14 protein-coding genes are annotated in these 13,364 nt (G+C 72.2%); 5 read left to right on the top strand and 9 right to left on the bottom strand.

The window, feature by feature from the left end:
• Positions 1-32 precede the first annotated feature (32 nt).
• Positions 33-1,310 carry a thymidine phosphorylase gene (locus tag ACZ7P3_RS18970; RefSeq protein ID WP_472083866.1) on the top strand — a complete coding sequence of 426 codons (1,278 nt, stop codon included), beginning with the start codon at positions 33-35 and terminating at the stop codon, positions 1,308-1,310.
• 199 nt (positions 1,311-1,509) lie between these two features.
• On the opposite strand, the gene ACZ7P3_RS18965 is transcribed toward ACZ7P3_RS18970, so the two are convergent.
• On the bottom strand, positions 1,510-2,430 hold the full coding sequence (locus tag ACZ7P3_RS18965; RefSeq protein ID WP_472083050.1) for an AEC family transporter: 921 nt from the start codon (positions 2,428-2,430) through the stop codon (positions 1,510-1,512).
• A gap of 78 nt (positions 2,431-2,508) precedes the next feature.
• Here ACZ7P3_RS18965 and ACZ7P3_RS18960 point away from each other — a divergent pair, with 78 nt between their 5' ends.
• Positions 2,509-2,898 (top strand): STAS domain-containing protein, encoded by a 390-nt coding sequence (locus tag ACZ7P3_RS18960; RefSeq protein ID WP_472083048.1) that lies wholly within the window; start codon positions 2,509-2,511, stop codon positions 2,896-2,898.
• Here ACZ7P3_RS18960 and ACZ7P3_RS18955 read toward each other — a convergent pair.
• Both ACZ7P3_RS18955 and ACZ7P3_RS18950 read right to left on the bottom strand, forming a co-directional pair.
• The gene (locus ACZ7P3_RS18955) at positions 2,782-3,795 is read right to left on the bottom strand and encodes a sigma-70 family RNA polymerase sigma factor (RefSeq protein ID WP_472083046.1); all 1,014 of its coding nucleotides are present in this window, start codon (positions 3,793-3,795) and stop codon (positions 2,782-2,784) included. The genes ACZ7P3_RS18960 and ACZ7P3_RS18955 overlap by 117 nt on opposite strands.
• A gap of 214 nt (positions 3,796-4,009) precedes the next feature.
• On the bottom strand, positions 4,010-5,293 hold the full coding sequence (locus ACZ7P3_RS18950) for an MFS transporter (RefSeq protein ID WP_472083044.1): 1,284 nt from the start codon (positions 5,291-5,293) through the stop codon (positions 4,010-4,012).
• Positions 5,294-5,356: 63 nt separating this feature from the next.
• Between ACZ7P3_RS18950 and ACZ7P3_RS18945 the strand changes: the two genes are divergently transcribed.
• The gene (locus tag ACZ7P3_RS18945; RefSeq protein ID WP_472083042.1) at positions 5,357-6,319 is read left to right on the top strand and encodes a LysR family transcriptional regulator; all 963 of its coding nucleotides are present in this window, start codon (positions 5,357-5,359) and stop codon (positions 6,317-6,319) included.
• Positions 6,320-6,511: 192 nt separating this feature from the next.
• Here ACZ7P3_RS18945 and ACZ7P3_RS18940 read toward each other — a convergent pair whose 3' ends face one another.
• Positions 6,512-7,276, bottom strand: a complete 765-nt coding sequence (locus ACZ7P3_RS18940) for a prolyl oligopeptidase family serine peptidase (protein ID WP_472083040.1) — start codon at positions 7,274-7,276, stop codon at positions 6,512-6,514.
• Between the two features lie 133 nt (positions 7,277-7,409).
• Between ACZ7P3_RS18940 and ACZ7P3_RS18935 the strand changes: the two genes are divergently transcribed.
• Positions 7,410-8,546 (top strand): adenosine deaminase, encoded by a 1,137-nt coding sequence (locus ACZ7P3_RS18935; protein WP_472083038.1) that lies wholly within the window; start codon positions 7,410-7,412, stop codon positions 8,544-8,546.
• 191 nt (positions 8,547-8,737) lie between these two features.
• The gene (locus tag ACZ7P3_RS18930; protein ID WP_472083036.1) at positions 8,738-9,091 is read left to right on the top strand and encodes an ATP-binding protein; all 354 of its coding nucleotides are present in this window, start codon (positions 8,738-8,740) and stop codon (positions 9,089-9,091) included.
• Positions 9,092-9,168: 77 nt separating this feature from the next.
• Here the strand turns inward: ACZ7P3_RS18930 and ACZ7P3_RS18925 are convergent, their stop codons facing one another.
• The 5 genes from ACZ7P3_RS18925 to afsQ1 form a co-directional block, all read right to left on the bottom strand.
• Positions 9,169-9,372 carry a PspC domain-containing protein gene (locus tag ACZ7P3_RS18925; protein ID WP_067300014.1) on the bottom strand — a complete coding sequence of 68 codons (204 nt, stop codon included), beginning with the start codon at positions 9,370-9,372 and terminating at the stop codon, positions 9,169-9,171.
• Between the two features lie 92 nt (positions 9,373-9,464).
• Positions 9,465-10,022 (bottom strand): VanZ family protein, encoded by a 558-nt coding sequence (locus ACZ7P3_RS18920; protein WP_472083034.1) that lies wholly within the window; start codon positions 10,020-10,022, stop codon positions 9,465-9,467.
• 336 nt (positions 10,023-10,358) lie between these two features.
• Positions 10,359-10,970: a hypothetical protein gene (locus tag ACZ7P3_RS18915; protein WP_472083032.1), complete on the bottom strand. Its 612-nt coding sequence runs from the start codon at positions 10,968-10,970 to the stop codon at positions 10,359-10,361.
• On the bottom strand, positions 10,967-12,556 hold the full coding sequence (locus ACZ7P3_RS18910) for an ATP-binding protein (protein ID WP_472083030.1): 1,590 nt from the start codon (positions 12,554-12,556) through the stop codon (positions 10,967-10,969). The genes ACZ7P3_RS18915 and ACZ7P3_RS18910 overlap by 4 nt, the downstream gene beginning before the upstream one ends.
• The gene (gene afsQ1 / locus ACZ7P3_RS18905; RefSeq protein WP_472083028.1) at positions 12,553-13,230 is read right to left on the bottom strand and encodes a two-component system response regulator AfsQ1; all 678 of its coding nucleotides are present in this window, start codon (positions 13,228-13,230) and stop codon (positions 12,553-12,555) included. Before afsQ1 ends, ACZ7P3_RS18910 begins: the two co-directional genes overlap by 4 nt.
• Positions 13,231-13,364 lie beyond the last annotated feature (134 nt).

The following is a 13,364-nucleotide window of genomic DNA, read 5'->3' as shown; positions in this document are numbered from 1 at the left end:
CACCTCCCGGAAGGAAGTCATCAGCCATGGCCATGGACGCCATCTCCGTCATCCGCACCAAGCGGGACCGCGGTGAGCTGACCGACGAGCAGATCGACTGGGTCATCGACGCGTACACCCGCGGCGAGGTCGCCGACTACCAGATGGCCGCGCTCAACATGGCGATCCTGCTCAACGGCATGAACCGCCGCGAGATCGCCCGCTGGACCGCGGCCATGATCGCCTCCGGCGAGCGCATGGACTTCTCCTCGCTGTCCCGTCCGACCGCGGACAAGCACTCCACGGGCGGCGTCGGCGACAAGATCACCCTCCCGCTCGCGCCCCTCGTCGCGGCCTGCGGCGCGGCCGTCCCGCAGCTCTCCGGCCGCGGCCTCGGCCACACCGGCGGCACCCTGGACAAGCTGGAGTCGATCCCCGGCTGGCGTGCCCTGCTCTCCAACGAGGAGATGCTGCACGTCCTGGACACCACCGGCGCGGTGATCTGCGCGGCCGGCGACGGCCTCGCCCCGGCCGACAAGAAGCTGTACGCCCTCCGTGACGTGACCGGCACGGTGGAGGCGATCCCCCTGATCGCCTCGTCCATCATGTCGAAGAAGATCGCCGAGGGCACCGGCTCCCTGGTGCTCGACGTGAAGGTCGGCTCGGGCGCCTTCATGAAGACCATCGAGGACGCGCGCGAGCTTGCCTCCACCATGGTCGGCCTCGGCACCGACCACGGCGTGAAGACGGTCGCGCTCCTCACGGACATGTCCACCCCGCTCGGCCTGACCGCCGGCAACGCCCTGGAGGTCCGCGAGTCGGTCGAGGTCCTGGCGGGCGGCGGCCCGGCGGACGTCGTGGAGCTGACGGTCGCCCTGGCCCGCGAGATGCTGGACGCGGCCGGCGTGAAGGACGCGGACCCGGCGAAGGCGCTGGCCGACGGCTCGGCGATGGACGTCTGGCGCCGGATGATCGCGGCCCAGGGCGGCGACCCGGACGCCGAGCTGCCCACGTCGAAGGAGCAGCACGTCATCAAGGCCCCGTCCTCCGGCGTCCTCACCCGCCTGGACGCCTACGACATCGGCGTCGGCGCCTGGCGCCTCGGCGCGGGCCGCGCCCGCAAGGAGGACCCGGTGCAGGCGGGCGCGGGCATCGAGATGCACGCCAAGCCGGGCGACACGGTGACCGAGGGCCAGCCCCTCCTCACCCTCCACACGGACACCCCTGAGCGCTTCGAGTACGCCCTCCAGGCGGTCGAGGGCTCGTACGACATCGCGGCGGCGGGGACGGACTTCACGGCCTCGCCGGTGGTGCTGGAACGTATCGCCTGACCAGGGGATTCATCGTTCGGGTGAACGGGATCGGTGGACCACTGCCGGTCCCGTTCGGCATGCTGGGATCGGTGACGCACCGATGGGAGACCGCCGTGAGCGCACTCACCGTGAGCCAGGACCCTTTCGGCGATCCCATCAAGCTGCCGGAGCCGTTCGACGTCACCATCGACACCAGCGAGTTCCCCGTCGACTGACCTCACCCCAACACCGCCGCCACCCCCACCAGCACCGGCACCGACACCACCGTCGACAGCAGGACCGAATCCCGGGCCAGGGACTCGGCCACGCGGTAGCGGCTCGCATAGGTGAAGAGGTTCTGTGCGGCGGGCAGCGCCGAGGTCACCACCACGTCCAGCAGCGGTGCGCCGTGCAGCCCGAAGACGCCCCTGGCCAGTGCCCACGCCACCGCCGGCTGTCCCACCGACTTCAACGCCACCGACAGCAGGACCGGCCCGCGGTCCCGCCCCCGGCCGGGTAGCGCGCTGCCGTGCAGGGACATGCCGAAGGCCAGCAGGGCCGCGGGGACGGACATGTTGCCGATCAGGGTGAGGGGGTCCATGACCGGGTCGGGGACCTTCCAGCCCACCGCCGCGACCAGGACCCCGGACAGGGAGCCGACCGCTATCGGGTTGCGCAGCGGGGTCAGCAGGCGCTGCCACAGTGTGCCCTTCTCACCCATGCCGGACAGGTCAAGGATCGTCAGGGCGACCGGGGTGACGAGGACGACCTGGAACAGCAGCACCGGCGCCACCAGCGACGCGTCGCCCAGGACGTAGGCGGCGATCGGGATGCCGAGGTTGCCCGAGTTGACGTAACCGGAGCACAGGGCGCCGATCGTGGTGCGGCCCACGCCCCAGCGCCGCAGCGCACCGGCCGCCACGAAGACGCCGGAGACGGCGGCCGTGCTCAGGGCCGTCACCAGCAGCCGGCTGGAGAACAGCACCGCGAGGTCGGCCCTGGCCAGGGTCGTGAAGAGAAGCGCCGGACCCGCCACGGCGAAGGCCAGTGCGGTGAGCACCTCCCGGCCCTGGTCACCGAGCGAGCCGCGCCGTCCCAGCACATAGCCCACCCCGATGACGACCGCGATCACCGCGAACCCGCTCAGTACCCCCGTCACGGGGCCAACCCTCCAGCCGTGCCGGGGAGCGGGTCAATGTGATCTTCGCCGGAGAGCGGCAGGGACGGCGGGGTCGCGATGAGTTACGGCCACGGTGGCGGTCTACTGCACGTGGACGCCAAGACACCCGCCGTACTCATGCTGCCCGGCCCCGTCACCCGGGACGAGGTGCCGGGGCTGTGCGACGAGGTGCGGGCTCTGCTGCTGGAGCCGGGCGGTGCCGGGGTCGTCGTGTGCGACGTGGGCGGGCTCGGGCCGCCGGGTCTCGGGACCGTCGAGCTGCTGGCGCGGCTGCAGCTGGCCGCCCGCCGGGCCGGCGGGCGGATCCTGCTGCGCGACCCCGGCCCCGCGCTACACGCCCTTCTCGACCTGGTCGGGCTCCGCTTCGAGGTGGAGGGGCAGATCGAAGAGGGGGAACCAGCGCTTGGTGTCGAGGAAGCAGTGGAATCCGGTGATCCGGCCCTCTGAGATCTCCAGGACCTGCACCGCCCAGGGGCTGAAGCCGCCCTTTTCCTCGTCCGGCTTGTAGTGCGCGAAGCCCGGCAGGCCGTTGGCCCGGACCGGCAGCAGACGGGAGCCCGCGCAGGAGGCGCCGAGGGTGGTCATGAAGCCGGTGATGTCGGCGGTGCCGCGCAGCCACAGGTCGAACGGCGGCATCGTCATGACGGCGTCCTCGTGCAGCAGCGCCGTCAGCGCCGTCATGTCGTAGCCCTCGAAGGCCTTGACGTAGCGCTCCAGGAGCTTCTGCTGCTCCTCGTCCAGCGGGTCGGACACCGCGCCCTTCGCGCCCGTGTCCCCGCGCTCGGCGAGCGTCGCCCTGGCCCGCTGCAACGCGCTGTTGACCGAGGCGACCGTGGTGTCCAGCAGCTCGGCGACCTCGCTCGCCTTCCACGCCAGCACCTCGCGCAGGATCAGCACCGCCCGCTGCTTGGGCGGCAGCTGCTGGAGGGCCGCCATGAACGCCAGCCGGATCGACTCCTTGGCGACCGCGGCCTCCGCCGGGTCCTCCACGGTCGGCAGCACCCGCGCGTCCGGCATCGGCTCCAGCCATGTGTTGTCCGGGCGGGGGGCCAGGGCCGCCTGCGCCAGCGGGGTCGAATCGGTCAGGTCCATCGGCCGGGCCCGCTTGTTGCCCGCCGTCAGCATGTCCAGGCAGACGTTCGTCGCGATCCGGTACAGCCACGAGCGCAGGCTGGAGCGGCCCTCGAACTTCTCGTAGCTCCGCCACGCCCGCACCAGGGTGTCCTGCACCGCGTCCTCGGCCTCGAAGGAGGAGCCGAGCATGCGGTAGCAGTACCCGGTCAGCTCGGTCCGGTGCTTCTCCAGTGCGACGTCGAGATCCGCCGTCGCCGTGCTGTCGCCCATCGTCCACCCACCCCTGTGGCCGTTCTGTCCAAGCGCCTTCGCGCCCCAGCACTCCGGAAGCTACCGCAGCCCACTGACAATGGCGCCCGGAGTGCAAAAACGCCCAGCTCAGACCGATTGGTTCACGGACATGAGCGAAGACCGGGCGCCTGTCGCACGAAGTGCGGGGCAGCGGCCTGCCGGCCGCTGCCCCGCACCTTCGTGTCCCGAGGTCTCAGTGCGCCGCCACCGGCGTCCGCCGGGCCGCCACCCGGGCCGCCCGGGAGCCGGCGACGGTGATCGTGACGACGCCGAGGACCGCGAGGATGCCCACGGTGACCGTGCCGGCCCAGCCGTCCGCGTGGAAGGCGGTCGCGCCGACCGTGCTGCCCACGCTGGAGCCGATGTAGTACGAGGACTGGTAGAGGGCGGAGGCCTGGGCGCGGCCGTGGGTGGCCGTCTTGCCGACCGCCGAGGAGGCCACCGCGTGGCCCGCGAAGAAGCCCGCGGTGATCAGCACCAGCCCCAGCAGGACCAGCGGGAGGGAAGTGGCCAGGGTCAGGAGCAGGCCCGCCGCCGTCGTGCCGCCCGCCAGGTACAGCGCGCCCCGGCGGCCGAGGCGGCCCACCAGCCGGCCCGCCGTCGACGCGGACACCGTACCGACCAGGTAGACCAGGAAGACCGAGCCCACGATGCCCTGCGGGAGGGAGAAGGGGGCCTCCGTCAGGCGGTAGCCGATCACCGTGTACACGCCGCCGAACACCGTCATGAACAGCGCGCCGATCGCGTACAGGCGGCGCAGCAGCGGGTCGGCGAGATGGTCGCGGACCGTGCCGAGCAGGACGCGCGGGCGCAGCGAGCCGGCCCTGAAGTGCTTCGGTGCCGGCAGCAGCAGGCGGAACGCCACCGCGCAGGCCACCGATATCACCCCGATCACCCCGACGGCGACCCGCCAGCCCCACTCCTGGGCGACCCAGCCGGTGATCAGCCGGCCGCTCATCCCGCCGACGCTGTTGCCCGCCACGAACAGCCCGATCGCCGTGACCAGCGCCTTCGGCCGGACCTCCTCGGCCAGATACGCCGTCGCCGACGCCGGAAGGCCGGCCAGCGCCGCGCCCTGCACCGCCCGCAGCACCACCAGTGCGCCGATCGACGGCGCGAAGGGAACCAGCAGACCGACGCCCACCGCGACCGCCAGCGAGGCCGTCATCACCGTACGGCGGCCGAAGCGCTCCGACAGGGCGCTCATCGGCAGCACGAACAGCGCCAGACCACCGGTCGCGGCCGCCACCGTCCAGCTCGCCTCGCTCGCCGCGACCCCGAACTCCCCGGAGATCAGCGGCAGCAGGGCCTGTGTGGAGTAGAGGAGGGCGAAGGTCGCGACTCCGGCGAGGAAGAGGGCGAAGCTCATCCGTCGGTAGCCGGGGCCGCCCGGTGTCAGACGGGAGTCGGCGTCGGAGGGACGGACGGACAGGGCGGCGTCCACGGTGGTGGACGCCCCGGTACTGGCGGGAGTCATGCCTCGAAGCTACGTACGGCCTCGCTCATCCGTCCAATGCATGGAATCGCCATAATCGTTCCCATGGCGCATCAGCAAAGCTCACAGGCCCGGCTGTCACCGTCCAGTGACACAGAAGACACCACTGAGATGTCGAGGTTGCTCGCGCCTCGCCTCGCGTACTTCGCCGGAGTCGCCCGCACCGAGCACGTCACCCGGGCCGCCCACGAGATGAACGTCCCCCAGTCGACCCTCTCGCGCGCGATGGTCCGCCTGGAGCAGGACCTGGGCGTCGGCCTCTTCGCCCGCCACGGCCGCACCGTCTCCCTCACCACCGCCGGCCGTACCTTCCTCGCCTCCGTCGAGCGCGCCCTGGCCGAGGTCGAGCGCGCCGCCGAGGAGGTCCGCGCCGACGCCGACCCGGCCACCGGCAAGGTCGCCTTCGGCTTTCTGCACACCATGGGCGCCGAGACCGTACCGGGTCTGCTGCACGCCTTCCGCGCCGGCCACCCGCGCGTCCGCTTCAGCCTCGTCCAGAACTACGGCGAGGCGATGCTGGAGCGGCTGCGCGCGGGGGAGCTGGACCTCTGCCTCACCTCCCCGGTCCCCGACGCCCCCGACCTGGTCGCCCGCCGTCTCGACGAGCAGAAGCTGCGTCTGGTCGTGCCGGCGGACCACCGGCTGGCCGCGCGCCGCCGCATCCGCCTGGCCGAGGCCGCGGACGAAACCTTCGTCACGCTGGAGCCGGGCTATGGCCTGCGGCGGATCACCGACGACCTCTGCAGAGAGGCGGGCTTCCGGCCGCGGGTCGCCTTCGAGGGCGAGGAGGCGGAGACCCTGAGGGGCCTGGTGGCGGCGGGCCTGGGGGTCGCCCTCCTGCCCCCGCCGACCGTGCCCAGGCCGGGCGTGGTGGAACTGACGGTGACAGCTCCCAGAGCGGTCCGCGAGATCGGCGTCGCCTGGCTGGCGGACCGCCCGGACACCCCGCCGGTGGCGGCCTTCAAGAAGTTCCTCCTTTCCAGAAGGGGGAGCCTCCTGACCGCCTGAGGGACGCGGGGCCGTGTGCGGTGTGCGGCTCGGCCGGATGCGCGCGACAGGTGCGGGCCCACCTACGCCCCGGACACCGCGTCAACCCCGCTGAAGCGCCCCCCGGCCCTGCGGTCGACGGCATCCGGACATCGCTTCAACCCCGCTGAAGCGCCCCCCGGCCCCTGCGCCCGACGGCATCCGGACATCGCGTCAACCCCGCTGAAGCGACCGCCCGAACCCCGCGGCCAGCGGCATCCGCAGCCCGAGGGGCGGCGGAGCGGCGAGCGCGTCCTCGAGCGGACGGGCGAGCGCGGACCCGAACAGCGCTCCCATCACGAAGTCCACCGCCAGAGACACCACTTCGTCCCGGTGCTGATGCAGCCCGTGACCATCGGAGTGCACCTCGAACCGGCACACGTCCCGGTTCGCCTTCTTCGCCCGCGTCGCCAGCCGGAACGACAGCTCGGGATCGGTCCGCTCGTCGTTCGTGCCGTGCACGATCAGCACCCGCCGCCCCACCAGCTGCCTCACCGGCTCGGCGGGCGCCGCCACATCCTCCTCGGGCAGCCAGGGGGCGACCGCGACCACCGAGTTGACGGCCTCGTGCCCGCCCGCCCGCAGGGCCGCCCGCCCGCCCATGTCGAGGCCCACCAGGCACACGGGAACATCCCCGTACCGTCGTACGACCTCGTCGGCGGCCCACTCCGCGTCCCCTGCCAGATGTGCCTCGCTGCCGTTCCAACCCCGGTAGCGGTACTGGACGGTGTGGACGGCCAGCCCCTCCGCGCGGCCAGCCCGGGCGAGGCGGCGGCCGAGGGAGCGGACGAAGACGGTCGCCCGGACGAGGGACGGTTTGCGGGCGGAGACCTCCTCGCCGCCGGGGAGCAGCAGCACCGCTCCGCTCACCGCCGTCGGCTCCGGGCCGACTGCCCTCCCCAGCCTGGCCGTTCGCACCGGCGTCGCTTGCTGTCCCATGACAGAACAGTGTCAGAAGGCGCGGTGCACGAAACCCGTCCTGGCGGTCACCGTTGCGTATCGACGGAAAAGTGCCGTCGCGTCGGACGGCGTACAGCGGGCGCTCTACGCGCGTAGGCGTTAGAGTGCGGCAATGACGAGCCAGACTGCACCGACTGGGACCGTCCCGACGAACGTTCCGGCGCCGGACCAGATCCGCCGGGCCCCCAAGGTTCTGCTGCACGATCATCTCGACGGCGGGCTGCGCCCCGGAACCGTCGTCGAACTCGCCCGGGAGACGGGCTACTCACAGCTCCCCGAGACCGACCCCGACAAGCTGGGCATCTGGTTCCGCGAGGCGGCCGACTCCGGCTCGCTGGAACGGTATCTGGAGACCTTCTCGCACACCGTCGGCGTGATGCAGACCCGCGAGGCGCTGGTCCGGGTCGCCCGGGAGTGCGCCGAGGACCTGGCCGAGGACGGCGTCGTCTACGCCGAGGTGCGGTACGCGCCCGAACAGCACCTGGAGAACGGGCTGAGCCTCGAAGAGGTCGTCGAGGCGGTCAACGAGGGCTTCCGGCAGGGGGAGCAGCTCGCCCGGGAGGACGGGCGGCGCATCCGGGTCGGCGCCCTGCTCACCGCCATGCGGCACGCGGCCCGCGCCCTGGAGATCGCCGAACTCGCCAACCGGTACCGGGACCTGGGCGTGGTCGGCTTCGACATCGCCGGAGCCGAGGCCGGTTACCCGCCCACCCGGCACCTGGACGCCTTCGAGTACCTCAAGCGCGAGAACAACCACTTCACCATCCACGCCGGCGAGGCCTTCGGGCTGCCGTCGATCTGGCAGGCGCTGCAGTGGTGCGGCGCCGACCGGCTCGGGCACGGGGTGCGGATCATCGACGACATCGAGATCCGCGAGGACGGCTCGGTGAAGCTGGGGCGGCTGGCCTCGTACGTCCGGGACAAGCGCATCCCGCTGGAGCTGTGCCCCAGCTCCAACCTGCAGACCGGGGCCGCGCCCTCCTACGCCGAACACCCGATCGGACTGCTGCGGCGGCTTCACTTCAGGGCGACGGTCAATACGGACAATAGGTTGATGTCGCACACCAGCATGACCCGGGAATTCGAGCATCTCGTCGATGCGTTCGGTTACACCCTCGATGATCTGCAATGGTTCTCGGTCAATGCGATGAAATCAGCGTTCATTCCTTTCGATGAACGACTCGCTATGATCAATGACGTGGTCAAGCCCGGATATGCAGAACTGAAATCCGAATGGCTGTTCCGGTAGACGGCTTCCACCAGCACTTCCTTCGGTGTGGGCGGGGAGCGGCCGATCGATCGTAGACGCGAAATGCGGACGGGCTTTCACAAGTCGTCCGCATTTCGGTGTTTGCGGCGGGTGGCTCGGCATGTTTACGGTCGAGGACCGCTCGGATCTTTTTTTGATCTCCCGTCTCCGCATTCAAGGACGCATTCACTATGAAGCAGTCTGCTGTCAGGACCCTCGGCGTCGCCGCCCTCGGTGCCGCTTTCGCCGCCGCCGGCGCGGGCGCCGCCGACGCGGCCCCGGCCGTCCCGGACGCGACGCAGGCCCTGGGCTCCGTGGCCAAGACGCTGCCGGCCGAGAACGTCAGCCGGGCGCTGCCGGGCGCCGGCCAGGCCCTCGCCCAGGGGCAGAACGCCGTCGGTGCCGGGATGTCCGCCGCCCGCCCGGCCGTCCAGAGGGTCCCCGGCGGCGATTCGACCGCGCCGGTCTCCGGACTGCTCGGCGGACTGCCGCTGAAGGACCTGCCCACGCACGGCGCGCCGGTGAACGGTGTCGCGCTCGGCTGACGTCCGCCGCCCGCACGACGCCGCTGGGGCGCTCCCGGAGCAGTCCGGAAGCGCCCCAGCGGCGTTCACGCACGGACTCACCAGGCGGCGGTCCGGGCCTTGTCCTCCGCCGGCAGCAGGATCCACAGCGCTATGTAGAGCAGGAACTGCGGGCCGGGCAGCAGACAGGACAGCAGGAAGATCACCCGCATCGTCGTCGCGGAGGTGCCGAAGCGCCGTGCCAGCGCTGCGCACACTCCGCCGATCATGCGGCCGTGGGTGGGGCGGGCAAGGGCGGTCATGTCGGCTCCTTCGTGAGCTCCGTCGGAGGCGGCCCGATCGGCTGCCTCATCCGACGTCCACGCTACGGAGACCAAGGGGGCAAAGCGTCGCTCTACGGGGCGATCCCGACCCTGGGAATCGTCGGGGTCCGACCCTGAGCGAGCTCCTCGTGGACGGTGAGCCTCCCCGTCGTGCGGGGCTCGCACTCGGCCCGCCGCAGCCAGGCCCGGCCCGCGGGCACCACGGCCAGGTGGGCCAGGGCCACCCCCACGGTGTTCAGCAGCAGCGAGTCCACGTCCACGACCCTGCCGGGCACCCCGGTCTGCAGCAGGGCGATCCCGAGGGAGATCAGGGTGCCCGCGGCCGACGTACGGATCAGGGAGGCGAGCGGGGAGACGGTGAGCCTGCCGTGCACCATCGGCAGCAGCACGCCCAGCGGCGCGAGCAGGGCCAGCCCCTCGCCGAGGGGTCTGGCCGCCTCGGGCCAGCCCAGCGCCAGATCGGCCCGGATGCCGGCCAGTGGGCGCAGATTGGCGGGCATCACCCAGGGCACGTCCAGGGGCCGCAGCATCAGCCAGGCGACGAGCACGAGATGGGCGACGAGGAGGACACCCCCCGTCGCACGGATGCGGATCGCGGCGCTGCCGCCGATGGAGCCTTGACGCTGCACGCCCCCCTAGACGCACCCGTGTGCACGATCGGTTCCGCTTCCGTCACGCGGATGCACATGAGGTGTCCGCCACACCGGGCGCGTCGCGGCCCGCCGCCGGGCCTCCGTCGCACCGGCCGAGCGTGGTCGGCTGTCCGCTGCACCGGCCCGGTCCGTGGCCGAATGCCCGCCGCACAGGCGCCGCGCGGCCCGCGGCCGGCTGTCCGCCGCACCGCCCGGCGCGGCCCGCGGCCGGCTGTCCGCCGCACCGCCCGGCGCGGCCTGCGGTCGGCTGTCCGCCGCACTGCCTGCCGCGGCCCGCGGCCGGATGTCCGCCGCGCCGCCCGCCGTGGTCGGTCAGCCCGCCGTGACCTCGGCGGACGGAGGCTCGGTGCTGCCCGGCCGGTTGCGGACGTCGTCCGTGCACTCGTAGCGGCGCAGCGGCTGGGTGCCCGGGCCGCCCAGGATCACCGAGCCGTCGCCCTCGGTCGCCGCCGAGTCGGACAGCGTGCACACGACCTGGGCGAGGGCGTAGGAGGTGAGCCGGCCCGGCGCGGTGCTCAGCCGCAGCGTGTCCTCCGGGTCCTTGGGGCCCGGCCCGGCCACGCTCAGGCCGCCCGGCACGTACGTCGAGTAGCGTGCCGCCCGCTCGGCGGGCGAGGGGGGCGCGGCGAGCTGGTCCAGCAGGCCCTGCGCCACGATGACCCGGCGCCGCGCGTCCGCGGTGCCCTCCGGGACCGGCACGGTCCGGTCGACGGTCACCAGGGACGAGGCGCACAGCAGGAAGACCTGTACGGGCACCCCGTGCGCGGACTGGGTCGACAGGTCGGGCCCGGGCAGCGAGCACGGCACCCTGGAGGGCGCGCCGCCGAAGTCCGTCGGCACCTCGGTGGCCCGGATCCCGCACCCGGTGAGCAGCCCGGCGAGAAGGGGCACCGCGAGCAGGCGGCGAACGGTCCCTGCGGTCATGCCCCCTCCTTCCCCGGATCCCCGGTCCCGTTGCCCTCGGTGCCTTCGCCTTCGCTGTCGTCCTCCGTCAGCCGCGAAGCGTCCCGCGGCAGCCGCAGGGTGAACACCGCGCCGCCCTCGGGAGAGTTGGCGGCGGTGATCTCGCCGCCGTGGATATGGGCGTTCTCCATGGCGATGGACAGGCCCAGACCGCTGCCCTCGGAGCGCGGCCGGGAGGCGCTGGCCTTGTAGAAGCGGTCGAAGACGTGCGGCAGGACGTCCTCGGGGATGCCGGGCCCGTGGTCACGCACCGCGACGACCAGGTCGTCGCCGTCGATCCGCACGGACACGCGCACCGGCGAGCCGCCGTGCTTGAGGGCGTTGCCGATCAGGTTGGCGAGGATCACGTCCAGGCGGCGCGGGTCCAGGCGGGCGTGGATGCCGCGTTCGGCGTCCAGCTCCACGGCGTCCAGCCAGGCGCGGGCGTCGATACAGGCGGTGATCTGGTCGGCGATGTCGACGTCGTCCAGGACCAGGCGGGCGGTGCCCGCGTCGAAGCGGGTGACCTCCATCAGGTTCTCGACCAGGGAGTTCAGCCGCCGTGTCTCGCTGACCACCAGCCGCACGGCCGGCTCGATCATCGGGTCGATGCTCCCGGCGTCCGCGTCCAGCTCCTCCTCCAGCACCTCCGTGACGGCGGTGATGGCGGTCAGCGGGGTGCGCAGCTCGTGCGACATGTCGGCGACGAAGCGGCGCGAGGCGTCGTCCCGCGCGGCCATGTCCGCGACCCGTTTCTCCAGTGCCTCGGCCGCGTTGTTGAACGTGCGTGACAGATCGGCGAGTTCATCGGTGCCCGAGACCCGCAGCCGGGTGTCCAGCCTGCCCTCGCCGAGCCGTCGGGCGGCCACCCCGAGCCGGTGCACCGGCTTCAGCACGGTCGTGGCGGCGGCCTGCGCGAGCAGCGCCGAGCCGATCAGCGCAAGGCCCGTCGCGATCCCCAGCGACCAGGCCAGCGAATTGAGGTCCTTGGCCTCCGGCTCCAGCGACTTGGACATGTAGCCCGCCGGACCGCCGCCGATCAGCCGCGTGCCGGCCACCAGATACGGCGTGCCGTGGTCGTCGACCCGCTGCCAGTACAGGTGGTACGGCGACTTGTTGCCGTCGGTCACCTTCTGCCGCTTGTTCACGGCGGTGTGCAGCGACTTCGGCACGTCCTCCATCGAGAAGCCGTTGATGCCGCCCGAATTGCCGTACACCGTCTTGCCGTTGGCGTCCTCGGCGACCAGCAGCACGCTGAACCGCTGGCTGCTGGCGGCCATCTGGCCCGCCGCGCGCTGCAGTTCGTCCTGCGTGGGGTGCACGGGCAGCGCACCCGCCCGGTTCTGCATCTCCTGCTGGAAGTCGCGCAGCACCGCGTCCTGGGCGCGGGTGAGCACGGCCTCCCGGTTCAGCCAGTACGCGATGCCCGACGCCGACACCGCGGCGGTGAGCGCGACCAGACCGAAGACGACGACCAGCCGCAGCCTGAGACTGGTGAACCGCAGCCGCGACAGACTTCCCTTGCGCCCCGCGGTCCAGCCGCGCAGCCCCCCTTGCGTATCGGTCACTGAGGCGTGTCCAGGCGGTAGCCGACACCACGGACGGTACGGATCAGGGTCGGGGAGGAGGGGATGTCCTCCACCTTGGCGCGCAGCCGCTGTACACACGCGTCCACCAGGCGCGAGTCGCCGAGGTAGTCGTGCTCCCACACCAGCCGCAGCAGCTGCTGGCGCGACAGCGCCTGGCCGGGCCGCCGGCTCAGCTCCAGCAGCAGTCTCAGCTCGGTCGGCGTCAGCTGCAGGTCCTCGCCGTTCTTCGTCACGGTCATCGCGGACCGGTCGATGACGAGGCTGCCGAAGGTCGCCGAGTCGCTGGACTCGCGTTCACCGCGGCGCAGCACGGCCCGGATCCGGGCGTCCAGCACCCGGCCCTGGACCGGTTTGACGACGTAGTCGTCGGCCCCGGACTCCAGTCCGACCACCACGTCGATGTCATCGTTCCGGGCGGTCAGCAGGATGATCGGCAGCTGGTCGGTGCGCCGGATGCGCCGGCACACCTCGAACCCGTCGATGCCGGGCAGCATCACGTCCAGCACGATCAGATCCGGGCGCTGCTCGCGCAGCAGCTTCAGACCGTCCTCACCGCTGGCAGCGGTGGCCACCCGGTGTCCCTGGCGCGTCAGGGAGAGCTCCAGGGCCGTACGGATGGCGTCGTCGTCCTCGATCAGCAACAGGGAAGGCACGGGCTCATTCTGGCCCATGGACGGCCTGTCGTACGACCTGTGGTCGGCCTGCGGTGTGTACGGACCCGCCCGGGCCGGCCGGCACCACCCCCTGTGCCCAGGTTGTGACTGTGCTGGCCCGGACCCCTGTGACA

It is taken from the genome of Streptomyces sp. NPDC107581 (assembly GCF_055657175.1).
This window is presented reverse-complemented; position numbering and strand designations above follow the sequence as displayed.